General features: G+C 55.5%; 26 protein-coding genes. 4 read left to right on the top strand and 22 right to left on the bottom strand.

Going from position 1 to position 23,654, the window contains the following annotated elements:
* The first annotated feature begins 32 nt into the window (after positions 1-32).
* Positions 33-299, top strand: a complete 267-nt coding sequence (locus HK24_RS13105; protein WP_086634846.1) for a hypothetical protein — start codon at positions 33-35, stop codon at positions 297-299.
* Here HK24_RS13105 and HK24_RS13100 read toward each other — a convergent pair.
* The 16 genes from HK24_RS13100 to HK24_RS13030 all read right to left on the bottom strand — a co-directional run bounded on the left by HK24_RS13100 (position 287) and on the right by HK24_RS13030 (position 16,711).
* Positions 287-2,698 carry a lytic transglycosylase domain-containing protein gene (locus HK24_RS13100; RefSeq protein WP_158093015.1) on the bottom strand — a complete coding sequence of 804 codons (2,412 nt, stop codon included), beginning with the start codon at positions 2,696-2,698 and terminating at the stop codon, positions 287-289. The two genes, HK24_RS13105 and HK24_RS13100, sit on opposite strands and share 13 nt — an antisense overlap.
* Positions 2,685-4,181, bottom strand: coding sequence for a hypothetical protein (locus tag HK24_RS13095; RefSeq protein WP_086634844.1), 1,497 nt, complete (start codon positions 4,179-4,181; stop codon positions 2,685-2,687). The genes HK24_RS13100 and HK24_RS13095 overlap by 14 nt, the downstream gene beginning before the upstream one ends.
* Positions 4,181-4,921, bottom strand: a complete 741-nt coding sequence (locus tag HK24_RS13090) for a hypothetical protein (protein WP_086634843.1) — start codon at positions 4,919-4,921, stop codon at positions 4,181-4,183. The genes HK24_RS13095 and HK24_RS13090 overlap by 1 nt, the downstream gene beginning before the upstream one ends.
* Positions 4,918-5,349, bottom strand: coding sequence for a DUF2824 family protein (locus tag HK24_RS13085; protein WP_086634842.1), 432 nt, complete (start codon positions 5,347-5,349; stop codon positions 4,918-4,920). Before HK24_RS13085 ends, HK24_RS13090 begins: the two co-directional genes overlap by 4 nt.
* Positions 5,346-5,660: a hypothetical protein gene (locus HK24_RS13080; protein ID WP_086634841.1), complete on the bottom strand. Its 315-nt coding sequence runs from the start codon at positions 5,658-5,660 to the stop codon at positions 5,346-5,348. Before HK24_RS13080 ends, HK24_RS13085 begins: the two co-directional genes overlap by 4 nt.
* Positions 5,633-6,118 (bottom strand): hypothetical protein, encoded by a 486-nt coding sequence (locus tag HK24_RS13075; RefSeq protein ID WP_086634840.1) that lies wholly within the window; start codon positions 6,116-6,118, stop codon positions 5,633-5,635. Before HK24_RS13075 ends, HK24_RS13080 begins: the two co-directional genes overlap by 28 nt.
* Positions 6,115-7,569, bottom strand: a complete 1,455-nt coding sequence (locus HK24_RS13070; RefSeq protein ID WP_086634839.1) for a hypothetical protein — start codon at positions 7,567-7,569, stop codon at positions 6,115-6,117. Before HK24_RS13070 ends, HK24_RS13075 begins: the two co-directional genes overlap by 4 nt.
* Positions 7,569-7,865, bottom strand: coding sequence for a phage tail assembly chaperone (locus HK24_RS13065; RefSeq protein ID WP_086634838.1), 297 nt, complete (start codon positions 7,863-7,865; stop codon positions 7,569-7,571). The genes HK24_RS13070 and HK24_RS13065 overlap by 1 nt, the downstream gene beginning before the upstream one ends.
* Before the next feature lies 1 nt (position 7,866).
* Positions 7,867-9,594 carry a right-handed parallel beta-helix repeat-containing protein gene (locus tag HK24_RS13060; RefSeq protein WP_086634837.1) on the bottom strand — a complete coding sequence of 576 codons (1,728 nt, stop codon included), beginning with the start codon at positions 9,592-9,594 and terminating at the stop codon, positions 7,867-7,869.
* Positions 9,591-10,445 (bottom strand): hypothetical protein, encoded by an 855-nt coding sequence (locus HK24_RS13055; RefSeq protein WP_086634836.1) that lies wholly within the window; start codon positions 10,443-10,445, stop codon positions 9,591-9,593. The genes HK24_RS13060 and HK24_RS13055 overlap by 4 nt, the downstream gene beginning before the upstream one ends.
* On the bottom strand, positions 10,429-10,659 hold the full coding sequence (locus HK24_RS13640) for a hypothetical protein (RefSeq protein ID WP_158093014.1): 231 nt from the start codon (positions 10,657-10,659) through the stop codon (positions 10,429-10,431). The genes HK24_RS13055 and HK24_RS13640 overlap by 17 nt, the downstream gene beginning before the upstream one ends.
* Positions 10,620-11,909 carry a P22 phage major capsid protein family protein gene (locus HK24_RS13050; protein ID WP_143412340.1) on the bottom strand — a complete coding sequence of 430 codons (1,290 nt, stop codon included), beginning with the start codon at positions 11,907-11,909 and terminating at the stop codon, positions 10,620-10,622. The genes HK24_RS13640 and HK24_RS13050 overlap by 40 nt, the downstream gene beginning before the upstream one ends.
* A 139-nt stretch (positions 11,910-12,048) precedes the next feature.
* Positions 12,049-12,861 (bottom strand): hypothetical protein, encoded by an 813-nt coding sequence (locus tag HK24_RS13045; protein ID WP_086634834.1) that lies wholly within the window; start codon positions 12,859-12,861, stop codon positions 12,049-12,051.
* On the bottom strand, positions 12,858-15,053 hold the full coding sequence (locus HK24_RS13040) for a portal protein (protein WP_086634833.1): 2,196 nt from the start codon (positions 15,051-15,053) through the stop codon (positions 12,858-12,860). The genes HK24_RS13045 and HK24_RS13040 overlap by 4 nt, the downstream gene beginning before the upstream one ends.
* 61 nt (positions 15,054-15,114) lie before the next feature.
* On the bottom strand, positions 15,115-16,392 hold the full coding sequence (locus HK24_RS13035) for a PBSX family phage terminase large subunit (RefSeq protein ID WP_086634832.1): 1,278 nt from the start codon (positions 16,390-16,392) through the stop codon (positions 15,115-15,117).
* Complete coding sequence (locus HK24_RS13030) at positions 16,385-16,711, bottom strand: DUF5681 domain-containing protein (RefSeq protein ID WP_086634831.1); 327 nt, start codon at positions 16,709-16,711, stop codon at positions 16,385-16,387. The genes HK24_RS13035 and HK24_RS13030 overlap by 8 nt, the downstream gene beginning before the upstream one ends.
* A gap of 140 nt (positions 16,712-16,851) precedes the next feature.
* Here HK24_RS13030 and HK24_RS13025 point away from each other — a divergent pair, with 140 nt between their 5' ends.
* The gene (locus tag HK24_RS13025; RefSeq protein WP_086634830.1) at positions 16,852-17,439 is read left to right on the top strand and encodes a CatB-related O-acetyltransferase; all 588 of its coding nucleotides are present in this window, start codon (positions 16,852-16,854) and stop codon (positions 17,437-17,439) included.
* 253 nt (positions 17,440-17,692) lie between these two features.
* The gene (locus HK24_RS13020; protein WP_086634829.1) at positions 17,693-18,118 is read left to right on the top strand and encodes a hypothetical protein; all 426 of its coding nucleotides are present in this window, start codon (positions 17,693-17,695) and stop codon (positions 18,116-18,118) included.
* A gap of 12 nt (positions 18,119-18,130) precedes the next feature.
* Here HK24_RS13020 and HK24_RS13015 read toward each other — a convergent pair whose 3' ends face one another.
* Both HK24_RS13015 and HK24_RS13010 read right to left on the bottom strand, forming a co-directional pair.
* Positions 18,131-18,310 carry a hypothetical protein gene (locus tag HK24_RS13015; protein WP_086634828.1) on the bottom strand — a complete coding sequence of 60 codons (180 nt, stop codon included), beginning with the start codon at positions 18,308-18,310 and terminating at the stop codon, positions 18,131-18,133.
* Positions 18,311-19,176: 866 nt separating this feature from the next.
* A complete protein-coding gene (locus tag HK24_RS13010) occupies positions 19,177-19,344 on the bottom strand; it encodes a DUF2256 domain-containing protein (protein ID WP_086634827.1) in 168 nt (55 codons plus the stop codon).
* A gap of 490 nt (positions 19,345-19,834) precedes the next feature.
* On the opposite strand from HK24_RS13010, the gene HK24_RS13000 reads away from it, so the two are divergent.
* On the top strand, positions 19,835-20,896 hold the full coding sequence (locus HK24_RS13000) for a hypothetical protein (RefSeq protein WP_086634825.1): 1,062 nt from the start codon (positions 19,835-19,837) through the stop codon (positions 20,894-20,896).
* Between the two features lie 428 nt (positions 20,897-21,324).
* On the opposite strand, the gene HK24_RS12995 is transcribed toward HK24_RS13000, so the two are convergent.
* Genes HK24_RS12995 through HK24_RS12980 form a run of 4 tightly spaced genes read right to left on the bottom strand, consistent with a single transcriptional unit; the run spans position 21,325 to position 23,486 of the window.
* The gene (locus HK24_RS12995; RefSeq protein WP_143412339.1) at positions 21,325-22,056 is read right to left on the bottom strand and encodes a hypothetical protein; all 732 of its coding nucleotides are present in this window, start codon (positions 22,054-22,056) and stop codon (positions 21,325-21,327) included.
* Complete coding sequence (locus tag HK24_RS12990) at positions 22,053-22,916, bottom strand: hypothetical protein (protein WP_086634823.1); 864 nt, start codon at positions 22,914-22,916, stop codon at positions 22,053-22,055. Before HK24_RS12990 ends, HK24_RS12995 begins: the two co-directional genes overlap by 4 nt.
* On the bottom strand, positions 22,916-23,272 hold the full coding sequence (locus HK24_RS12985; protein WP_086634822.1) for a VRR-NUC domain-containing protein: 357 nt from the start codon (positions 23,270-23,272) through the stop codon (positions 22,916-22,918). Before HK24_RS12985 ends, HK24_RS12990 begins: the two co-directional genes overlap by 1 nt.
* A complete protein-coding gene (locus tag HK24_RS12980; protein WP_086634821.1) occupies positions 23,259-23,486 on the bottom strand; it encodes a helix-turn-helix transcriptional regulator in 228 nt (75 codons plus the stop codon). Before HK24_RS12980 ends, HK24_RS12985 begins: the two co-directional genes overlap by 14 nt.
* Between the last annotated feature and the right edge of the window lie 168 nt (positions 23,487-23,654).

Here is a 23,654-nt window from a genome sequence, read left to right as displayed (position 1 = left end):
TCAAACCGCAGTAAACTGAGATAATTTCTGCCATGATCTTCCTCTATCTCGTCGTGGCTGCGGCCTGGTGCTTCTTCTGGGTGAAGGGGAGGCTTTGGGCGGCGCTTCCGGTTCCTGTGTTTCTCGCGGTAGCCACATATGATGACGTCATTTTGCATCATGTAGAATACGGTGCTGACCATTGGATAAGCATTGTTTTGATGGCCGTCGCATTCTTCATCCCTTACGCCATCCGCCGATACCGCGCTGAAAAGGCGGATCGGGTTTTGAATGGCGTTCGGTTCAATTATCGCGACTGACCCAACAAGTGATTGATGACTGCCTGATCCGTCTGTTCCATCTTGGTCAGGCGACGATTGGCAAGAGCGTGACCAAGTAGAGCATTACCCGCATGGAGCGCTGCTCCTGTCGCACCGCCCGTCATTAAGCCGCCCTCCTGTGCTCCAAGTAGGCCGCCGAGCGTACTGACAGCTCCACCAAAATGACCGCCTCGGATTTCCTTCTGGCGCTGCGTCATCCCTGCTTTGAAGGTCTTTGACCCCACGGAACCGCCCGCGTCTCGCATGGTGCGCTCTGCAAGCATGTCGCGGTAGAGCATCCGAATGCGCGTTTCCTGCTCAGGCGTAACGGCGTCTGTTCCCTTGGTCGCAACCGAAACCTCATTCTTGTCGATCTGCTTGATGAGGTTCTTCAGCGCCGTGTAATTTACACTTTCACCCGTTGGCGCATTTGTCGAAGGCTGCATCAGGCCGCGTGACTGAAGAAAGCGCAGGCTGTCGATAGTGCCTGAGCGCTGCGAGTATCCTTCCAGATAGTCATGAAAGCCCGGTGCCCCCTGGTCGATATGGTGCGCAAGGTCATCCATAAAGGGAGATAGACGCGCAGCCGCTGCACGCATATGCCCGTCTTCACCGGCTGCGGCTTTCTGAAGGCCATAACCGATGGCTTTGCGAACGTTCCAAAGATCGGACGGATTGGCCCACCGAACAGGGTCTTTCGGCTCATTCCAAAGAGTATGCGTTGGCGACGGATTTTCTTTGGCAAACGTCACATCCTCAAGCGCCTTCTTGGCTTTCATGATCGCCTGACGAACGGGCTCATTGCCTTTATTGGCTGAGACATGGCTATCCAGTATCGAATGAAGCCCCCCCACCGGCACGGCTTCTTCGTTCTCAAACGCCTTGGTTCGCTGTGCCTCTTCGAAAGCTGAACGCTCGGCCTCAAGATTATGGATTTGCTCCGGCGTGCCAATCGTTTCCCGAAGATGCTGCGTGTATGCATGATCATTGGCGCTATCCAGCGTCCTGAATGCATCCGGGTAAAGATCACGTAGGTTGTTTTCCAATCCCGCCATTTTGGCATCCTGAGTGCGCACCGCAGTCGTGTGGAAGACGCCCGGAACCTGCGCCTGATACAGTCGCGTTCCATCCTCACTCGTGAAGGCCTTCATGATGGCATCTGCGGCTTTCTCCGGGTCACTGAACGCACCAACCTTGGAGATGGCCTTGATCTGGGCTTTCTCTTCCGCCTTCTGCGTCGAAGTGCTGGCAGTCCGTCCGATTTCTGTAGGGGCTTCTTCTGCGCCTCTGGCAGCTGCGCCTTGCGGGTCCAGATAATCCCCGGCACGACGGAGTGCCGCAGAGGCGCGATCCGTAACGGGCGAAAGGACCTTACCCCCAAGCTTTCCAGCGGCACCGAGGCCAAGCGTCAGGGCTGTCGCGTCTTTCCAGTCGCCGCCAGCAAGACCGGTCTGCACACCTGCCGCAATAGCGTTATTCGCGTACTTCATCGCAGACGGACCTTCGCCAGTTAGCGCATTTGCGACAACACGACCGGCCCTCGTTTCATCAAGCGCCGCAGCAGCCGGGCGAACGACACGGCCACCAAGCGCGGTTGCCAACCCCGCGCCAAGCATCGTCCCGGCTGCATCCGTGTAGGGAGCACCATAATCATTCTTGCGCGCCGCTTCGTCGCCATCTTCCTTGGAGGCAACCCAATCACCCACGTCATGCGCCGCACGTGAAACTGGATTGTCCATGTGATGACCAAGAGACGTGGCCCAGCTCACAAGGTGAGGGACGCCAACACCGAATGTCCGGTCGATCTCCCGTCCTGCGGAGTTCACCGTATCGTTTACAAGCGTCCAGGCCTTCTCAGCGCGTGACGGTTCTGCCGCTCTAGGGTCTGCCGCTCTAGGGTCCGCCGATCCTGACTGACCAAACATCGTCTCGAATGCGTTGCCAGTTGGTTGCTGAGCAGGAGCGGGGGCTTTCGTGTCTGACGATCCGCCGAACATTGTCTCGAACGCATCAGGCCCAGGTGTCTGCTGAGACTTTTGCGCTGGCTGGTAATTCGTCGCGACCTTGCCCGGATAAGCCATTGTCTCGGGGTTTCCCCATTTGGTGCGGTTTGTGCCGCCGTTGTAAGCCCGGAGTGCATCCGGAAGATTGCCGTAGTGCTTCAGGTTCTCGTCCAGAAGACGAGCTGCGCCATAAATGCTTTGCACTGGGTCGGTGGGATCAATACTCAGCCGCCGTGCTGTATCCGGCATGAACTGCATATGCCCAGTAGCGCCAGCACGAGACCGGATCTTCGGATCATTCTGCGGATCCTCAACCTGATGGACGGCCCGCAGAACATCAGGGTCAACGTTCCAGTATTTCCCGGCGTCGTCATAAACGCGGTCAATGTCTGCCACTTGGCACCAACCCGGCTGCGGCCATGGCGTTGTAATTGTTCTTCAGTTCATCGAACTGCCCGGACTTTTTCAGCCCTTCAATATACGTGCTGCGCTCTTGGGGCGTCATGCGGATCATCTGGAATGCACGCGGGTCAAAACTTTGGCTGAACTGCTGATTCCATTGCTGGAACTGCGCGGGCTGCATCCTCGAGGCTTTCCACGCTTGCGCCTTGGCATTGATCGCATCTTCATTGCCCTGAAGCTGATGAATCATGAGGCGGTTTGTGCTGTCCTGAAGCGAGCTGTTCGGACTAGCATGGACCGCTGCCGCAAGCTTGCTGTCGGTACCAGTTCCCAAGGCTTGTGACTGAGCATTGGCAAGATTTTGCGCCCACTTGTTGAATGACTGAGCTTTTTCGATTTCGCTCTCGTCCGCGTGGACGGAATATGGCGTCCAGTTGTTCCACGTAGCTTCAAGATTCCGCCAATGCTCTCGGCCTGGACCTGAGGTGAAGCCTTCCAGATCCGACCCCATATTCCCAAGCATCGCCATCCGATCATTACGGTTCGCGGACGCTTGCATGAGCGCATTGGCCCCATCGGCTCCGGCCTTCGCGGTTGCGGCAAGGGCTTCCGTCTGGCCCGCAGCGGGCGCGGCCTGATAGCCGGGGTTTGCGGGCTGCTGCGTCGGATAGCGGCCTGATCCCATCGCCTCGGGCGGAACGGTAGGCTTGCCGCCGCCAACCACCTGATCGCGCCTGACGTAGCTGCGGGAGCCGTCGGGGTTGATGATCTCTGTTGGCGTGGAATTTGTCTCAGGCGAGATTTGACGCTGCACACCTGCAGCAGGAGTGAACGCGCCACCGTCCATGCCAGAAGCCTGTGTTCCGGTCTGGATCGTCTGGCCGTCATCTACGCTCGTGGGCGTGCCGAACACACGGCTCGAAGCCTCTTGCCCCATATGCGCTGTGAAGGCAGCTTTGAGAGCTTCCTTGCGCTGTTCAGTCGTTGGGAGAGCGAGAACCTGATTGGTAATCGTGTTGATCTGATCTGACGCCGCAGGCGTCAGCCGCTTCATGAAGGCAGCATAACCACGGACGTTGGCGTTGGACGGGTCATCGACCAAGCGGCCCATTCCGTTTGCGGCCGCTGTTGAGGCATGGTTTTGAAACGCCAGTTGCTCATCCTGATTGAGCACGTCTTCTTGACGGGATGCATTCTGCTCGCGCATGGCCTGCCCAGCACCATAGGCAGCTTTCGGGTCACGAGCCATTGTTGCACGTGCTTTGGCGTAGTCAGTGCGCCCAGTATCGTCGGTAGCGCCAAGTAGAGCGTTCCCCCCGGCCATCCGCGCATCATATTCAGCTTGCTGGATCTTATTGCCCAGCAGCGCATTCCTGATGCTTAGGGCTTGCGCGAGCTGATCTGAGGGATCTGTTGGCCGGATAGTGTTCTGGCCAATACCGAGCAACGCACTGGCGCCTGTATCAAACCCCGCCATTAGCTTGCGCCTCCATTAAGAAGGTTCTTATAAGTCAGATAATTACTGCCATAGCTGGACGCTTGGTTGCCGAGGCTGGTCAAACCATTCGTTAGACTGTTCGCCATGGATGTTGTGCCGGCCATGCTTGCCCCCACGCCAGCCATCTGCGCCTGAGCCGATAGGTTCGCCGTATTGAGTTCATTGTTTGCACTAGCTGAGGCAGCGTTTGCGCCGTAGCCAAGCAAAGAATTCTGGCGGTTAAACGTGTTAGTCAGATTGCTTTGAGCAGCACTATTCGCAGAGAGTTGGTCATTGAACTGGTTTTGATACGTGCTATCAGCCAAGCCAGACGCATAAGTGGATGCGCCTTTAAGGGCTGCACCACTATTGGCTAAGCCGCGCGCTGCGGCACTATTGGTTGCCGCCTGTTCGCCCTGGCTCAGGTTCCACTGATAGCCCGGGGTTTGCTCAAGTGTCGTCTGGTTCAGTGCGTTGGTCGCGTTATTGACGTACGTGTTGTCCGTCGTGTTGTACGCAGAATTCCCCGTCATCGAGCCAAGGAGTGCATTCCCAGCGGAGACATAAGGATCATAATAGCTCTGCGCACCCGCTCCGGCGTTGGCGATGGCCTGCGCTTGTCCGGTACCGGTCTTCGCCGCCCGATCCATGGCCGTTTTCTCAAGCGCCATTTGAGCAGCGGTCGTTGCAGCAGTGCTCGCGGCCTGAGTTGCTTGACCGATACCAAACGTATCACTCATTGCGGGCGCTCCATTTTGTATGTGACGTGATGGCGCACGATGCCATCGGGGCAGGGCGCATCGATTGCACCCCAGCGAACAAAGCCGAGAGCGCGCATGGTAAACCGGGCGGATTTCCTGTCGTCAGGAATTGCTGCGATCATCAGGTCAGATGGCTGTGTGTTCCACCACCAGTCCCGGATCTGGCGCATTGCCGCAAGAGCGGCTTTACCGCGCAGTTCCGGCACAACGGCCTGATGACATTCATGCACACGCCCCTCAACGGCGCGGAAGCCGACAACAATACCGGGCAGGGACACAACAAGCCGGTCCTGAACATCGGCGATCCGCCCTGCCTCACCATAAATGGCAGGATGTGTGATGACGGCATTGATGGCGTCTATGTCGTTGATAGCTGCCCCGGGGATGGCAGGTGCGGAGAAGATCACGACAGCATATATCCATCAACGATCAGGTTCAGGCCGTTACCGGATGCAATGATCACGTCACCAGCGGTGAGAACGCGCGCAAGCTCAGGGACCAGATCCGTGCCGCCGGCAGCAATTGCGCGGGCGGGAATAATCTCGAGAGCCGATCCGCCTGAACGCTGGATGGAAACGGTCAGGGAGACAGCAGTACCTGTCGGATTAGCGACGACAGCACCACTAACAACGGTTGTCCCGGCTCCTGCCGTGTAAACGGAGGAACTGTCACCGGTAAGGGTAGTGCCTTTTACGAGGGATTGTGCGACGACGGCCACGGGCGGTTCATGACTGTAAACGTCATGCTCTCATTTTGAGATTGTGCCGCCTGCGCTTCAGAGCGCGCCGTGAGAAAAAGTGTAGCCAATTCCTGCGCGTTTTCCAAGGCTTTTAGTGCGCGTGTTTCACTGGCCTGAGCCTGTAACAATGCCATGGTGGCAACGTCGAGAGCCTCTTGAGCTTTGGCAAGAATGGCCTGGCTACAGCGAAGAGCAGTAAGACTTTGAGCCTCGTAAGCGGCCCTTTGGGCATGATCCGCTTTGGTAATTGCAACTTGAGTAGAGAGGGATGCAATATCTGCCTCAGCCGCAATCCAAGTTGTGTCGTTCCCCGGAGAATACCCTGTACGCTCCCACATACGCCGAATGAATGCCTGGAACTGCAATGTCGGTGTCCCGTCCGTATTGCAGATTTTTCCCGCAGGCAGGGGAGAGTTGAGATCGCGGGGGCCGGTCATGACCGCACCGGATCGATATCAATGAAAGCCCCCATGAGCGCGGTTGCCCCCGGATCAGTCCAGGTGACGCGATACACACGGTCCCGCGCCATCCCCAAACGCCAGAGTGTCGGCCAGAAATTTCCACTCGACCCGAGCGCCAAGGATTGCGGGGTAGTGAATGTGGCGCCGCGATCATCTGACCAGTCCACATTGACTGAGACGTTGGCAGCCTGCTGCATATCCAGTGTAAATTTGCGATGAATGCCGCGGCTACCATCTGTCAGCAGGTGAGGGAACGCCCGCTGCCGCTTGATTGGGGCGCCAGCATCGTCTGACGCATCCATGGACACTTGGTAGATAGCGCCATTATCCCGATCTATCGCCCAGATTTTTCCGTAAGCCTGCGCCCAAAACAGCGGGCGCATCTGAACCTCAGCGCCAGATGTATCGATTCCACACCGTTCGTGCCATAGACCTGTTGTGATATCGAAAATCCAAGACGAAGACTGGCCGGGAATTGTCAGAACGTAAAAAACGTGGCCGTCCTGCTGATAAACGTTCCCGATAGCGCCAGACATGTCTCCCATTGCCTGAAGAGCACCATCAATCGGGGGCGTTGAAACTGGAACCGCAGAGGTTTGCTGTCCCAAATAGACACGCACCATGCCTGATCTGTCGTGGCCTAACCACATAATCGCGCCGTTTGGCGTATTGTTGCAGGTGGGAATATTGGCAATGGAATAAGGCGCAGCACATCCAGCTTCAACCGTCACGCCCTGCAAGCGCTGGAAAGGGAAATCAGACGCTCCGCTATCATACCAGAACTCGATCTGGAATCTTGAGAATAACCAAATATATTGGCCGACAACGGCCACGGCTACTATTGTACCTAAGCTTGTTGCATCGCTCGCGACATAAAGCGGGTCGAAAGGTGTGGTATTTTCGTCTGCGAATTGGGCTGGGGAGACATACCAGTTTGTCGTCTCTGGATTGACGAAAAGAAAGAATGTGTCGAGCAATGCGACAGTTGCGCTACCATAAAACGCGGTGTCGCGTATTTGCGTCAGGCTGCCGTAATGCCCATTGGGCTTGCTGGGCATCGTGCAATACCACCCGCCTGAATCGGTGCCATCGACTATGAAAAGGGTTGTTCCATTATCCTCCATACGCACCGGAGCGTCACCCTCGGCGATTGAGCCAATGGCTATACAAACCTCATCGCTGCGCACCCATAAGACATCGCCACCGAGGACGATTATCAGGTGGCCTTGCGATGTTTGGTATGCTGCTCGTCCATTGCCTGACCGCTTGGACGAGAGAACCAAGCCTGGCGTCGGATAGTAGGCATATGCGGTGGGTTCGCCGCTGCCTGCTACGGTGGGTTCAGGATAAAGGTTCAGGCATCGCTGTGCCGAGACAGAAGCCGAGCGAGCAAGATAGGAGCCGCCTGAAAGATTGATGCGGGGCATCAGATGAAATCCGGTGCAGTAGGCCAAGTCACTGTCGTCGCCATACTCTGGCTTACCGGAAGGCCCCGCAATGCAGTCCGGTAAGCCTTAGCCTGAGCGATCTGGTCAGCCGTCAGGGATACGTCTGAGAGTTGTGTCCAGTCTGAGGCCGTCAATAGAGCGTTGCGATGCAGGCGCGGCCATGCGGGGGGCGACCCTACTTCAGATTCTTGATAGACTGTTGCATCAAGACGCCCGGAACCCTCTGCCGTGGTTTTACCAGTGATGATGCCATTTTCGACCACATAATACCACATATCAGTTACTCACCGAATTATTGGCCTGGTTGTTGTTGGGGCCTTGATTGTTGTTGAAGATCGCAGCGGTTTTATTATTCAGAATAATGTTGCCAACAACCTGAGTATATCCCGTATTGCTCCCCCCGACGTAGTAAACGCCGTAAAGCTGAGGATTGACCGTGTTGAGCGGGTTTCCGAGCGTTCCGATGATGTTGCCAGTCAGGGCAACGCCTGTCGTGCCATTGGCAATCCACACACCTGCGCATTGCGTATTGCCGGAATTAACTGCCGCTCCGCAATTGAGGCCGATACTCATGCCGCTGATCGTGACATTGGTGGGCTGGCTCAGATAGAAACCGCCGCCGCCGTTATAAGCTGCGCGTCCGTTCGAAAAATGGACATCTGTGGAGTTGGGACCAATCTCGACGCCGTATCCGGCCTGAGATCCTATCCAGCACGCATCGCAATAGAAGCCGTCCGCAGACTGGAGATCGATGCCGACGAACTGAGGGTGATCAACCTCCAGATCCTGTGCCCACGCCCATTGGGGGCGACTGCTGCCTGACAGGACTGTGTCAATCACACGCAAGCCATGCGCGCCACCAAGGAGTGCAGCGTTTCGGATCACGAGGGAAGAAGCATAACTGTTCTGTACGATCCACGACATGGGGCCGCTCGTGAATACCCACGTTACTCCGCCGTCAACAACCGTTGAACTCCATGTGCTGGCACCGCTGCCTGGGATGCCAGATGGTGGCGTGCTGCCGGACGTCCCGGCTGATACGCATGTCCATATCGTTCCATCGGGGGCGCTGACAGTCTGACTAGGCGTATATGCCGTTCCGCTTTCCCAGTTCGGGCCAGCTGTGTTGATATTGCCGTATGAGTATGGGGGTACGTTACCAGCAACGAAATTATCAACCATCATGCGATAGGACTTACTGTCCGCAGTGCCCTCGAACATCACCCCGTAATAACCGGCCATGTTGGAGAGCGTAACGTGATCGGAAACCTGATCCTCGCCATTGGACTGATAGACGTGGATGCCGTTATAGCCAAAACGCAAATCTACACGCCGCACGAACGCGCTATTCGTGTTGTGGCCGAGCGTGACCATAAACGGCGAATATAGACTACTGCTCTGAAAAACAGAGGCGTAAGACGTGTTACCGCTGATAGCCAGATCTTCAACGCCACATTTTACGCAATCTGAGAAGGTGAGGAAATCCTTGGTGTTCTGGTTAAGCATCAGGATCGTATTACGACCATCGCCACGCAGAACCACGCCGTCTGCATTCACGGTAAGCTGTCCAGAAAATGCATATGTTCCGGCTGGAATGCGGATGACGCCGCCGCCGAGCTTCTCGACAGTCGTAATCGCCGTTTGGAAATAAGGTGTCCAATCGGTTGCGCTGCTCTGCGACGTTATCATCTGCACGGTGCTGATCACGCCACCAAGCAGGGCCGAAACCAGTGTCCCTGCCAATGTGTTTGTACCATCCAGGCTCGCGCCGCTCACGGATCCACCCGAGATTGCCGACCCTTTAATGGTGCCTCCAGTGACTGCAGGCGCTCCGATCAACGGATTGGCCAGGGTGCCGTTGTTTACATCGGCTTTTTGCGCCATGGCCGCGTTGAGGCCTTGAGACCCTGCGAGCGTGACAGGCCTCGTCATCGCGGGGACTGTCTGCGCCTGAACTGGCGTGGTGATAAGCGCTGCCACAACGAGAAGAGCAAACCGTTTCATATTTTTTGGATCTCCATTCCGGGGAACCAGAAAGGGTTTCCGCGCGGTGAAAGGATAGAAGGCATTCCTAGCGTTGGGGCTCGAAAATTAGCTGTGCGGATTGTGTTCAGAGCCGCGCGTGCGAACGTTGCCACGGTAGGAGAAGCTTCCTGCCCATATGACGGCGCCAGCCGCGCAGCGAGACACCACATCACCGCGTCCCAATACTCGGGCGGCAAGTTCAGAGGCGTGTCTGCCTTAAGATTACTTGGGAGAGGCTGAGCTACGAGAAGATGTAACTGCCATGTGTTTCCGCCTGCTGGGATTGGCCAAGGTCTGAACTCACCCAGCGGGAAGGCGGGATTATAGAAGTAGTAGCTTGGCCATGTTTTCAGGCCCTTGAGACCGAGAGCCGCATAGTCCTGATAAGACGGGATTTCTGTTAGGGGATAGTCAATGGGATTGGCGGCAGATAGCCCGTCATCATTATCGAAGAAATCGCTGCGGTCGAAATCGTTGGCGGAGAAATCTCCTTCGACCGCAGCTCCGCCGTTGAACAGCAAACGAGCGTAAGCTCCAAAGACCTTTGCTGGGCGTACCGGCATGTCGATATCACTGCCTGGACCGACAGAGTAAACAGACTGCCCAGTCGCCATGCAGAACACGTCCGTCAGGTTAGGCACGAGCCACTCTCGACGCTGCCACTGCGCTAGCATCATATTGAGATGCATGACCCCGGAGGCCAAGCCCTGCGGATCAGTATTCTGACCACCTACGCCAACGCCAAGCTGCTCCAGTGCTAGGCCGACGAGGTCAGAGACTAGATAGCCAGCTGTGACATTCGGAGTACCGCCGTTATTGGTTTCGGACATTTGGGGTGCGCCCCTTTCGCCTCATGACAGGCTTAAGCGGCGCTTCCCGGCCCGAAGGCTCCGGACGGCCAGACATGCGGGCTCTCACCCGCTCTTCTTCTGCCTCATCCCGAACGGTCACGGTTTCGTAGCCATTCGGGTGGTGCAACGTTTTGGGATATCGCTTCACCAGCATCAGCCAGCGGCGACGATATCCGGAACGATGCAGAGCCATTCAGGGCGCAACACACCGATGCCGAACAGCACGTCGAGGCGCGTTCCGAGCGTATCGTCAGTGCCGTTGTAGTAGGTGAGGGTACGCATGGAGATGCCATCGAGGTTTGCCATACCGCAATCCACGACACCCTTGTTGACCTCCATCAGATCGACGGTGACCAGCGTCATGGCCTTCTTGTTGAACAGAAGGTTGCGGCGGATCGTCTCGCCCTGTTTGCCGACAAGAGTAATCTTGGCGTCAGCAACTGGCAGCGCATCGACGGTCTGATACTGGTTCTGCGATCCATCAGCAGCAGGGCCGACAAGGGCAGGTGAGACCACGATGGACGTGGCGCCGCTCGCAACAGCCTGCGTAACAACGAATTGCATTGGAGTGCCATAGGACCGCTTGGTCGCGCGGTTGACCTGATTGACTCCTGCGATGGTGATGACATCACCTGCGTTCAGACCACCGTTCAGGGCTGATGTGGCAATGACCGAGTTCTGAGGATAGGCCGTCGAACTGATCTGGCCTGGGATCGCATTGCCCGCGTTGCTGAGCGTCGTGACTGACCCGGTCGCTGTGGCAGAGCTGTCGTAAGAGCCGGTCGTGGTGACGAGACAGGTCTGGTCGTTGATCCATTCGCGGACGCCAAGGAGAGGCGCTTCCATCGCGCCCGTCTTGGTCTGCTGACCAATCTGTGCGGAGGGATTGAATAGTCCCATAAGGCCGGAAACCGTATTGGCATCCGTATCCGGGTCAAGAACCGCAAAACGATCAGCCGTTGGGGCATGCTGCTTCGTCAGCTTGGCCTTGGCCTGAAGCCACGTTTCGGACGTAGGGGCGATCGTATTACCGTCGCCATCCGTGTTGCGCACCATGTTCGCGGCACCAAGAGCCAGCGTCATGGCGATATCGGCAACGGAGCCGGTCAGGTTGTTGACGGACGGCTCGATGTAACGACCGCTGAAGTCGTCAACATTCAGGGTGCGTTCCTGCGTATCGAATCCCAGAGAGACGTGCTTGCGGTAAGCCACCGTCAGAGGCACGGAGCGCTCTGCGATGGACTGCGGGCTGACAACCGGGCCATCACCAACAACCGGGTCGTTTGGCAGGCGGACGTTCACGGAAGCACCGATCTTCGCACCGGACTTGCCGAAGTAGCTGTCATAAGAACGGTCAATGTTCTTGATGAAACCGTTAGTGTCACGAAACAGCGGCAGCGCGCGCTTCGTGATGATCATGTCGTTAATCAGTTGGTTGGCCACGGGTTCGGCTCACAATACACGGCGCCACTGCGCCTATCGTGCCGCTCTCGCCAAAGGCAGAACGTGTGCCGGTTAGGGAACCGGAAACAGCCGGGTTAGAGCCCCCGTGGCTTGTGCGGAGAGACTGCTCCGCGACAGGTTAGGACCGAACGCCAGCCTTCCAGAGGCGGTCAAATTCAGCAGCGGAAACATTTGGGTCGTAGATCGACTTCTTTCCCGCAGGTGCCGCACCGGATGGAGCCGAGACGGGAGGCGGGGCTTTCGAAACTGCTGGCGCTGCGGGCGTTTCTGCCTGCGCTGCCGGAGCTTTTTGACCTACCTTTGCCGCGAACTGCGTCAGAAGCGCATACTGCCGACGCGGTGAGGCGTCGAGGATGTTGCTTGCTGCATCAGGGTCGTGAGCGAGAGCATAATACACGTCTCCACTGTTCGGCAACTCCGATATGTCGGAGATTAACTCACGGTGTGACTTGTTAGAGAAATCCAGTCCTGCACGCTCGGACAGGAGTTGCGTGGCCTGACTGACCGCCGCATCACCATGAGTTCCTGCAACAGCCTTGGCGATCACCTCAGTCTGCGACATGAATTTCTGAGCGGACTGCTCTTCTGCTGCCTGCTGCTCGTAACGCTGACGCTCCTGCTGCCGGATCTGGTCTGGCGTCAGGCTCTCTTCCTGTTGCTCTTCACCACGAGAAGCCGCCAGCGCGCGGCGCATGTTCTCCAGCTCTTCCTGATTGGCCTGCTCACGCCGCTCAGCCTCGCGGCGCTCGAACGTCAGCTTATCAATCTTGCGCTGAAGCCACGCAGGCGTCTTCTCGGGCTGGGGGGCGGCGTCGGGTTGTGACTGCCCCTCTGGTGCGCCCTCGTTCTGCGTCTCGATTGCTGGCGTGTTCGTAACGTCTGGCGTTGCCAGCGCGCCGTCAAGGATAGGGGTTTCGAGTGTCTCGCTCATGCCTCAACGGCTCCTGTCACTGGATTGGCAGCATGAATTTCGCCGCCTGGGGGATTGGAAGAAGGAAGACGCGGAAGTGGGCCCGGTGGACCATCCTGCACGGCAGGCGTTGTCCCGCTTGAGGGAGGGGCTCCATTCCGCAGCGCCTCGGAAACAAGCTGGTGGACCAGCACACGCAATGCCTCCGGATCAGTAGAGCCAATCGCGGCCATTCGGTCCGTCTCGGCCTTGTACTGGTTCGTGTCGGCAGCCATCGCGTCTTTGACGACGGTATGTTGCTGCTCGGCCTGCTTATCCTTGAGCTGCTGCGTAACCTGCTGAAGCTGCGCCTGTAGCTGCTGGATCGTCTGTTGAGCCTGACCGAGGCGCGGATCATCAGAAGCAGGCTTGAGCCGGTCGGCAATCTCGTCAGCAAGCGGGAAATCAGCACTCTGGAACACAAGATCGCCAATCTGCCCCATGAGAGCCGGAGCAGCCTGAATGATCTGCGTCAGTGCGTTGAACGCATCCTGTTTCCGGGTCGCAAACGCGGGCCCTACATCAGCCTCAACATCGAAGCGGCCAATCGTGGGGTTAATCGCGAGAATTGCGCCATCGATCTGGCGCTGTTTCTCAAGCGAGATCCCTTGTGGCGGCTGCTGCGGCTGCCCATCAGCGCCAGGCGGAAGAGCCACCTGCGCTGATGTCTGCATGCTGGGATCAATGACAACACCCGTCTGCGCTCCGTCCATCCCGAGCGACTGAACCGCGCGCTGTGTATCGTACACACGGGGAATGGCATCGATCAGCAAGCGCCCGAGATACCGGAGCGCCATGCCCTGATTGTCGGTGTAGTGATAGTTCGCAGTATCTGACTGGCGCTGACGCTGCTGGATTGCAACGCCGGACTTCTCGTTACCAGGTGCCCCCATCTCAGCCTGATACTGGCCAGTGACCATTTGCATCCACTGATCGGCAGATTGCATGCCCTGCATGTGACCGGTTGATCCAGATGGTGGCTCAATGCGGGTCGGGATCGGAATTGGCTGCCCATCCTCAGAGAGGGCGTTATATGGCAGGACAGCAGCGTTGCTCGTGTTGGCCTGCGACCACTCGTTTGTGTAACCCTCTATCGCCTCAGCAGAGGCCAACCAAGGCGCTTTCGTCTGAAGCGCCACGCTCTCGACATAGGCGCTGGCCGTATAGTTGAACATGCGCTGCGGATCGATCAGGGCCCGTACAAGACCGGCATAATCTGCGTCGTTGCCGTCAGTCGCACGCGTCTCAATGCCAACCATTGGGATCAGGGGAATAAGCGAAAACACGGTCTCGCCTTGAGCCACCACCGTGTTACCCGCGATGACGTACTTATCGACCATGTGCGATGTGATCGGCCGCGACGAGGCTTTCATCGTGCGAAAGTCCTCCACCAGCTCGGGAGGCATTTCACTCTGACGCATCGGCCCCGTAGGCGTGGCCCACAGCGTGTCATTCTTCTCACTGCGGCGATAATAAGTCGCCACGCGAACCGTGTTGTCGCTCACCCATTCGCTGTCTGATTGCAGTCCTGAAATCGGATCGCGCGATACGTCTTCATGGCCGGGATAGAGCTTGTCGAACTCGCCCCGGTCCATTTCCTCAACGATCATCGCCCAGTTCTGATCCGAGTGATCGGGCTCGCGGGCTGCCGGGTCAAAATAAACGGATAGACCATTCGGAACGGACTTGATGAAGAAGTCCTGATCGAACGTGTCTACACCCGGAACATAATCCGTCACGACATGAAACCAGCCCAGACCCGTGCGAACCTGCCCCTGAATGGCACAGGCATAGGCGTTCTGCTGAGCGTTCGACTGATACTCGATATGGCGGATAATGCCTTCAATGGCATCCGCTGTCTCAGCCATGGAACCAAAGCCAGTCGCGTTGACCTTTACGCCCATTTGCGACTGCCGCGCTTCGTTCTCCACCTGGAAGACGTGCTGCGCGGTTTTATTGATCGTCAGGCAAGGGCGAGGGGAGCCGCCAAACGTTCCGGCACGCGCCTGATAGACCGCATCATCCCACTGCGCATGATTATACGCGTCCGCATGGAAAAACCGCAGATCATCGCGAGCTCGACCGCGCCATTGGCTCGTGTGGCCAGACGCTTCTTCGTAGCGTTTCTGGACCTCAGAAATGATATCGGCTGTGTCGGAAACGCTTTCGCTCATGAGGTATTGAAATACCACACCAAAACTTGTCAGTACAAGCGAAAACGACAATCAGGACCGATTACAAACCCATCCATCCAGAAGATGAACCTGTCAGTGACACACGCGGGCGCTTGGCGCTCTCAGCTTTTGGCTTTGGGTCATTGATCGCGACAGCCAGCATCCGGAACGCATCAGCACCATGAGAGGCGTCATCATGCAGCGGCTTCTTGCTGAATCGTCCGGTCTGCTGGTCCACGTCGTAGCGATACCGTCGCAGAGCGTTCATGCCGTCTGCCGTCGCCTGCTCATCAAACCACACGCGAGGGAACAGAGCACGGGCCGCGCTGATCCCGGCCATGATTGGTAACTGAGGCAGAACCGAGATCGGCATAGAGCGGGCGCGTAGCTGAGCCGCGATGGTTTTGCCTGCGGCCGATAACTGCCCCTGGTTGGCGTCATGCGGAAGGAAATGCCGCTCGTACTTGTAGCCGCGCCGCTCCAGCACGCTGATGTAATGGTCGAGGCCTTCCATTCTGTTCTGATAGAAGTCGATCACTCGGATGTCGAAGCCAATCTTCTGCCAGAACCAAATGCTGGTCATGTCAGACCATCCCAGATCCCAAGCGGTAAAGACCGGTGCAGACGGGTCATATTCCACGCGGCAAATGCGCTGCTCGTCCGTGGCCTGCCGGATCTCACTGGCATAGATCGCGCCTTCAAGAACTTGCTTCGGATTGCCTTGCCAGACATTCAGCCATGCGTCGTAATCCGTGGCCTTGAGTTGCTCCATTTCCTCGCGCAGCACGACAGGGAAGAACGGGTTTTGGTCCCAGTTCACTTTACGGACGATGGCATTGCGTGGCGGGTTTAAGACGAACCGGCGATAGACCTCATCCTCAGCAAGCTCGGGATTGAAGCCAAGCCAGATCTCAGAGCCTTCCTTACGGATCGTCGGAATGAGAATATCGAGGCTGCCCTTGGTGATCGTTTGGGCTTCTTCGATCCAGCAGCGGTCGATGCCTTCGATAGATTTGATCGAAGCGATGTTGTGCCGCAGACCCGCGAAGATGAATTCGGTCCCGTTGCGTCCAAGGATCGAGGTATTCTGGACCGTGTAGAAACTGGCCAGAGCCAGGTTTCGCGCAATATGGTCAGCCAGCAGCGAGTGAACAGAGTCAGAGATGGACTTCTGAAACTCTCGCGCGCACAAAACGCGGATCGGCTTTTCTGCACCTTGGATCAGCAGAGCAAGAGCCATGCCCCAAGATTTGCCCGACCCTCGGCCACCATACGCGACCTTGTAACGCGCAGGCTCGAATAGGAAGGCGAGGCTCTCAGGGAACTGGACCTCACTCACTCGGGCGAACTACGGTCACGACAAGGCCGAGCGGGGCGCCATCCTGTCCGCTGATCTCGACAGTCTCTTTCGCCTTACCCCAAGCGCGGTCGAGTAGGGCGTTGGCGGCAGAGACGCGCGCGCTTTCGGGCGCTGTGGCTTTGCCTGCGATCTGGGCCAGCGCTTCGATGGCCGTGAGGGTATGAGACCGCGCAAGCTCGACAACCTCTTTCAGGGCCTTGGGTCGCCCTGATGGATTGCCGGATTGTCCTTTTTGGAATGGCTTGCCTGCTGGCGGTTTTCTCCGCTGCTTGCCGCTGTTTGCAGTGGGTTCGGTCATAGGCCCAACCTATCATCAGGCCCCGCCTAGTACAAGCAAAACCGGTAACAGAATACCACATAAACCAACAAAGACCTTGCATGATGTGCTGTTCAGATGAACAGTCGGAGTTGGCAGCAATTCTAATAGGAACTGTGCTGATGTCATTTGGGAACAACGCATTTTCTGCGCTGACGCACTTCGCCCTTGCTTACCAAATCGCTGAGTGGGGTTGGGTCATCGGGCCTCACACTTATGGGTCTCCATTAATTCTAGAAGCCGGAGAAGCTCACCTCACAATCGGCGACTACTGCTCCATTGGACCGAATGTCACGATCGCTCTGGGCAATCACCGAGCAGATCTTGTGACGACATATCCGTTCAAAACCCTCTCCCAGTTCTGGCCGAAAGCTGAAGACGGGGAAGGGGACCATTCATCGAAAGGCGATGTGGTCATCGGTAACGACGTCTGGATTGGATCGGGCGCAACCATCCTCTCTGGGGTCACGATAGGCGACGGAGCAATTGTTGCGGCTGGTGCGGTCGTGACCAAAGATGTCGCCCCCTACGGAATAGTAGGGGGAAATCCGGCCAGACTGATCAAATTCCGCTTTTCTGAAAGCGTTATCGCACGATTGCTGACTCTGGCATGGTGGAACTGGCCAGAAGATATTCTTCAGGATCGCGTAAAGGATCTTATGAGTGGGGATATTGAGGCGTTTTTGGATCAGTACGAGCCAAACAATTGACCACTCAAAAAACAAAATCAGGCTGGGCGTACGACTGCTGCAGGTGCGGAAAGGGCGCGCCGCCTTTGGTGGATGGTTCCGGTGGGCTGCTGCCTGAATCCGACGCTGAACATGGAGACTGAGGAAAGCCGCCCTTCGGGACGATTTTTCATAAAAGGTTTTTCAATATCTTTTCATAGGACTGAGCTGACAAATCGTGTGAGTATTCCCTCAGGCAAGCGTTGCCATTGCGCCTTTATTCGAGAGTCTCAATATGAAAAAAGCTTTTCTAGCATCTCTCATTTGCGTAACCGCTCTGTCTGCTTGTGAATCTCCACAGCAGATAGTGGCCCAAAAGGAAGATCACCTTGCCGCTGCGGGGTTTCAGCTCAAACCCGCCTCAACCCCCCAGCGGATTGCAATGCTCAAAAAGCTGCCCGCGCATCACTTCGTCCGCCGTATCCACGGTGACACGGTGAGCTACGTTTACGCTGATCCAACAGTCTGCGGCTGCCTGTACGTTGGCGATCAGACGGCATACGGACGATACCAAGCCTATCAGCAGCAGCAGAATATCGCTGATGAACAGCAAATGGCTGCTCAGGATTATCAGGACGCTCAGTGGAACTGGGGGGAGTGGGGCCCTTGGGGCGGCGGCTTTGGCCCGGGCTATGGATTTGGCCCAGGCTGGGGCTGGTAAGCTCTCGTCACGTTATCGCCGTGAGGCCGCACACTTTTCCTGAAGCCGCTGCATAGCGTCTGGCGGCATTGGTGCGGTCATCATGGATCTGTAGTTCATGCAGGCTGCCGTTTCATGATGCTGCGGCTTATGTGAATTATAGGTACACCCTGCGAGAATTACTGCGGTTAGGGATGCGAGAATGATGCGCATGGGGGCCTCCCGGATTGGTCATCTTTTATAGAGCGCGAGATCGTTGGCAGAGTTCACGGTCAGAGGATTTTATAGTCTCTGTGCGCTCTTGGGAGGCCCGAACCAGAAGCTTCTATTTCACTCCGCTGCGTACGGTTTCACCGCAGAATATGGCATGCCCAACCCTCGTGGCAGCAGATCAAACTGCAATCTCTAAAAATATTTTTTGGGGATTGAGCACCAAAACAGATCTGCATAGTCTGTAATAAAATATCTCAATCTTGTTGGGTTTGTGTAGGATGTATGGTTACCCCAAGACTGAAATCCGCAAGGACGGAAAGTTAATGGGATGGTTTATAATTCGGGGCGAGATGATTTATGTATTCTCTCTCAACGGATGCATTAAGTCAGTTGTTAGTACCGATGACGATAAGCGATCTCTTGCTCTATCGATTTTAAGAGATCCCGACATGATTTAATACGGTAATGCTTCGTTATTTAATTATTGGTTTTCCGCGAAGCTATTGACTGATATCTCCGGGGATTTTTGCTGTCAGTACGTAATATATACCATGCTATGGGATAGATGGTACAAGCTGAGAGCGTCAGAAGCAATCCAAACTCGTAATACCCGTCGGGATCATAGTTGTCTTGCACTCGAAAATACACTGCACAAGCTGCCACCAGCAGAATGGCAATTTTTACGAGTGCTAACCGCTTCATTGTCTATAAACCCAAATCCTATTCTCGACTGCCAATGGAACGCAATTCTACTGTTAAGTTCCAAAAAGCATGAGGCGTCTAACGAACTTTTAATTTTGAGACAAGGTTTTTCCCGTGACGAAAGGTCACCTTGCGGAGAGCACCACTCTCACACACGGGTCAGGTCACAATTTCCGAGTACTTTTACACGCCTCGGAGCAATACCGGACGTGATCCCAATCTTTCGCCCACTTCTTGCGCCAGGTGAACGGGCGATCACAGACCGGGCAGACCTTCGATGGCAGATCCTGTTTGGCAGGCTTACGCTCGATTTTTCCTTTGCCGCGCGACATCAGAGCCGACGCCTGTTCCTGCTGACCGCGAGAGCAGTAGCCGTGAACATTGGTATTCCAGTGGCTAACAGCCTGCCAGCAGACCCATGAGGACCGCTGGCGGCCAAAATTAACAAGGCCACGCAAAAAGTCGCGCCACCGATCAGCGCCAAATGCTTGTTCTTCACAACATCCCTCGCATTCGCCCTCAGAGTCGCTTTAATCTGTCGTTCGCTACGCTGGCACCAGATAAGCATTACACAGCACTCAAGCGAAGCACTTCTCTGGCTTGACTGTACAGCCGCCCTTCGGGGCGGTTTTTCTGCTTAGTTTTTGGCGTAAGGCTGCGGATTTCGCAGAATACGGGGTTTGGCTTCGTCAAGATATATCTCCCCCTGGATGTTTTTATAAAGCCTAAAAATACTATCTCTACAAACCCTTAAGATGCGTTCGTGTCTTTGTATTTCTTTTAGATCGTGCATAATACAGAAAGTTTTTTTAAGGTGAGTAAATGCAAGTGGTTAGAAGCGATGACGACAATATACAATCTGAACCTTCTAAGTGGAAGATAGCAAAAACATTCTTATATGGATTTATTAGATCATTTTTCAACCAAATGCGCTCCATTGGAGCTATTGGTACTTCTGTTTTCTTGTTGGGATTGTTTTTTGTTGTTGTGTGCAAACCCTCCCCTGGAGGAAATGAAAGCATATTTAAAGATGTATTGCGAGAAATAGGCTTTGCCGCAATGGTCTCTGTAATGATGTGGACAATTTTCGATGTTCTTAGAAAAAAAGAAGAAGAAAATTTATGGAATTCTAGGATTGAGAAAATTTCTAATAACGTTTTCAATTCTGTATTACGGAAAAACCTACCAAAAGAACTTATAAGTCAAGCCATATCCGTCAACCTTGAGTGCCCGTTACTACGAGGGGATTTTGAAGGTTTATACGAAATAAAAGATGTTCATAAAGGGCAGGAATACGATCATGACTTTCTTATTATTAAATCAAATGTCTCCTTCACTATAAGAAATATTTCGTCAGAAAAAACAGATTACCAAGCTAAAGTAAGCTTGCCAAATCAAATAAATAAAGAAATGAAATCCTTAATAAGGGTTGAAAAAATTGAGTGCACAAGTAACGGAACAGTAATAAATCTAGATAAAAGCCCTCAAGACGCAAGTGCGGAATTTATTACTTCCTTAAACAAGGACGAAAATTCTGCCGTCTATGACGCAGGGACGGTGTTTTTGGATCCAAATCAAGAAATTCAGGTCGTTGCAAAGTATACGATGACCAAAGAGCTTGAAGATACGGAATTCTTGCATACACGAACGCCCAGTAAGGCGATGAAAGTGACGATAGTAGATGCTGGCGATCGACCGAGAAAATTCTTTGCAAAATCGGTACACAAGAACCCGCTTGCAGATCAATCTTCGGATGATACCACCACCAAAATTTATCGAATCAGCGAGTACGTTTTGCCGTATCAGGGGATTATGTGGTGGTGGAAAAATGACGTTTCTTCCCAAGCAGATCAAGGCGATGATACGAAGAGTGATGCTGAATAGAATTGACATTTCCATTCAATTGTTCACTTCATATATCGCGGTCCAAGTTAATGGATTTAACCGCGGAAAAAGCAAGACTTCCCAAGTTAGGAGAATAATATGCTAGACAGTGGCACTCTCATCTAAAGAATCCAACTCAACCAAGAGTGGGCGGTGATTCCGACCACTCATCAACTATCAAACCAAGATTTTCACAGGCGGGTTAGATGCTTGTGAAGTTAAAAGGGGCGGGGGCTCAATCCCGTCCCTTTTTTCGTATCTGCATCGAATGTAACCCACATTACGCCCCATAGCAACGCATTTTGCCGCACAGCGCGTTTTTTCCGTTTAGGGTCAGATGCCTTTATCGGATGACTTTAAAGCTCTCTACGGACAACCTCGCGGCTCTCAGGGTGGGTTTCGACTTCATATCAACCCCATCAACCTTATCAACGCTTCCCCCCACTTGTCCGCTGCTCCTGAAGTGGCACATTCGCAGCTTTCATCGCTTCGACCACGAGGCCCATGTTTTCCGGCGCGTGCTTGCCGACCGCGGCCTGAACGCAGCGGAAAAACGACGGCTGAAACGGTCCTTCGCTGATCCGGCGCAATGTGTGACCTAGCCGATCGGTGTCCTTCCAATCCCGAGGATCACGACTGCCAGCCTCTACGCCGGTGACCATCTCGTGCACGGCCGGGGAATAGCGCCGAAGCATGGACAGCCAGATCTTCCGCCGCTCCGATCGCTCCTGATCCGTGGCGCCTGTTTCGTTCGGCAGGTTCCAGTTCATCTGCTCGTTCTGCTGCCAGCTCCGAAGCCAGTTCTTGTCGGTCTCGGACAACTCGCGGGCCTTCGTGGTCGAGCCTGCGATCTGGAGCGGCTGGCTCGCATTGCTCCGGCGAACCCGCTGTACAAGAGCGAATTCTTCCAGCATCCGGGCGAGGGCACCCACAGCAGGCCACCAGTCGGACTGTTCCGTCACGGCGCTCAGGGCATCGAGGCAGTAGGCCGAGCCAGGGATGTCCCGCCGGAGCAGCATTTCCGTGTACTCGGCGAGCATGGCCTTGGTCTCTTCTGGCGATAGTCGCTGCTGGTGTCGGGTGGTGCGTGCTAATCTTCCAAGCCAGCCCGCGATGTGCAGGGAGCGGTCGCGGTTCAGAGGGGCGAGGGTATCGCTCACTGGCCCATCTCCTCGAAGCGCTTGGCATTGGCGTCGATGTCGTAGCCGGTCAGGCCCCATTGATCCTCGATTTGCCGGAAGCCTGTTTGCATCCGGTGCTGGATGGCTTTCGTCACCCACTCCTGGAACACCGCTGGCTGGAGGCTCACAGCCTCGTCGAGGATTGCGTTCAGCGTCTCGGCACTGTCTCCGCAATCCCGCAGCCATTTGCCGATCAGGCTCTTGGCGCGTTTGATCGGCAGCCCGGTCGAGTGCTGAACGACTTGGGTTCCATGGGCCCAAAGCTGATCCCTGGCATCAACTGCCCGGGGAGCTGCAGCATCAATCCGAGCAATTTCGGTTTGTGCCTGATCTTGCGACGACGGCGGAGCCGCGTCCTCGAACGTAGTGAGAGGTAGATCCCTTCCTACCTTCCTACCTTCTGCGGACGAATTTCCGTACTGGTTCGGAACTGGTTCCGTACAAGTTCCACACTCAGCCGGAACCAGTTCTGGAATGGTATCCGCGCAAATGTCTTTTGAGGCGCAGTAATTCCGTACCGGTTCTGGCATAGGTACGAACCGAGATGGCTTTTTAGGGCGCTGCCACTTGCCGAAGTTCCGAACCGCTCCGTAACTACGGTCTCCAAAATCATACTTCTGGATGACATCATTCCGTACCAGTTCCTCCAAGAGGTCTGTCACGTCGATGTTGTCCGCTGGAAAGACGCGAGCCTTGAGGACAACGGGCTTCCACTCAAAGCCGCCGCCGTCGTCCGCATGGCTCCACAATCCAATAAGGAGCATTCGAGCGCCCATGGAGAGCGTCATGAATGCATCGTCCGTGTATAAACCCGGATGTATGCTGCGTATGCGAGCCATTAGGCCACCACCTCCGCACGAAGCTCAAAGCCCCATTCCGTAAGAGCTGAGAACACGCCGTCCACAGACCGGCAGACCGCAACGCACACGCCAGCACCTTCAATGCGTGCGTGCATTTCCCGCTGAGCATCTGACAGCGTTCCACGGAGCGCCTTCAATTCGATCAGATAGGTTCGACCGCGCCACAGGATCTGAATATCGGGCCAGCCTGCCAGGCAACCGCGACGCTTGCGCCTGGCACCTTCACGAGCGCCGTTCTGTCGGTTCTCGTGACTGGTGCAGACGGCATCGGAGGGCAGGGCGTAACGCAACGCGTCCCAGACCTGCTCGTGCAGACGATCTTCAGGCCGCTTCATGCTCGGCCTCCACGCGCTCAAAGTACGTGATTTGACGTATTCCGCACGCCTTCAAAAAAGCCAGCGGGATATCGCGACGCCCATTCATGACGTCAGAAACGTACTGCGGCGTGCAGCCCATCCGCTCCGCAAAAGTACGCTGATTGACGTATTTAATTCGGATCGTCTCACGTAGAATGCGGAACACGTCCAATCGGTCGAGGCGGTCAGTCATGTCGCACCTCCGCATGAAGGGCAGTGTTCTCGCGCATCAGCTCATCGCACTGAACCTGCAGGGCCTTGTGCCTGGTCCATAGGTCGCCAGACACAAAGGCGAAGCCAACGATACCAAGACGTAACTCAATGAGGCCCGTAGCTCGGTCAAAGCCGAACCCACGCCACC

Origin of the sequence: Gluconobacter sp. DsW_058 (assembly GCF_002153615.1) — a bacterium.
Taxonomy (GTDB): domain Bacteria; phylum Pseudomonadota; class Alphaproteobacteria; order Acetobacterales; family Acetobacteraceae; genus Gluconobacter; species Gluconobacter cerinus.
The sequence above is the reverse complement of the archived record's forward strand: the minus strand, read 5'-3'. Positions and strand labels throughout refer to the sequence as shown.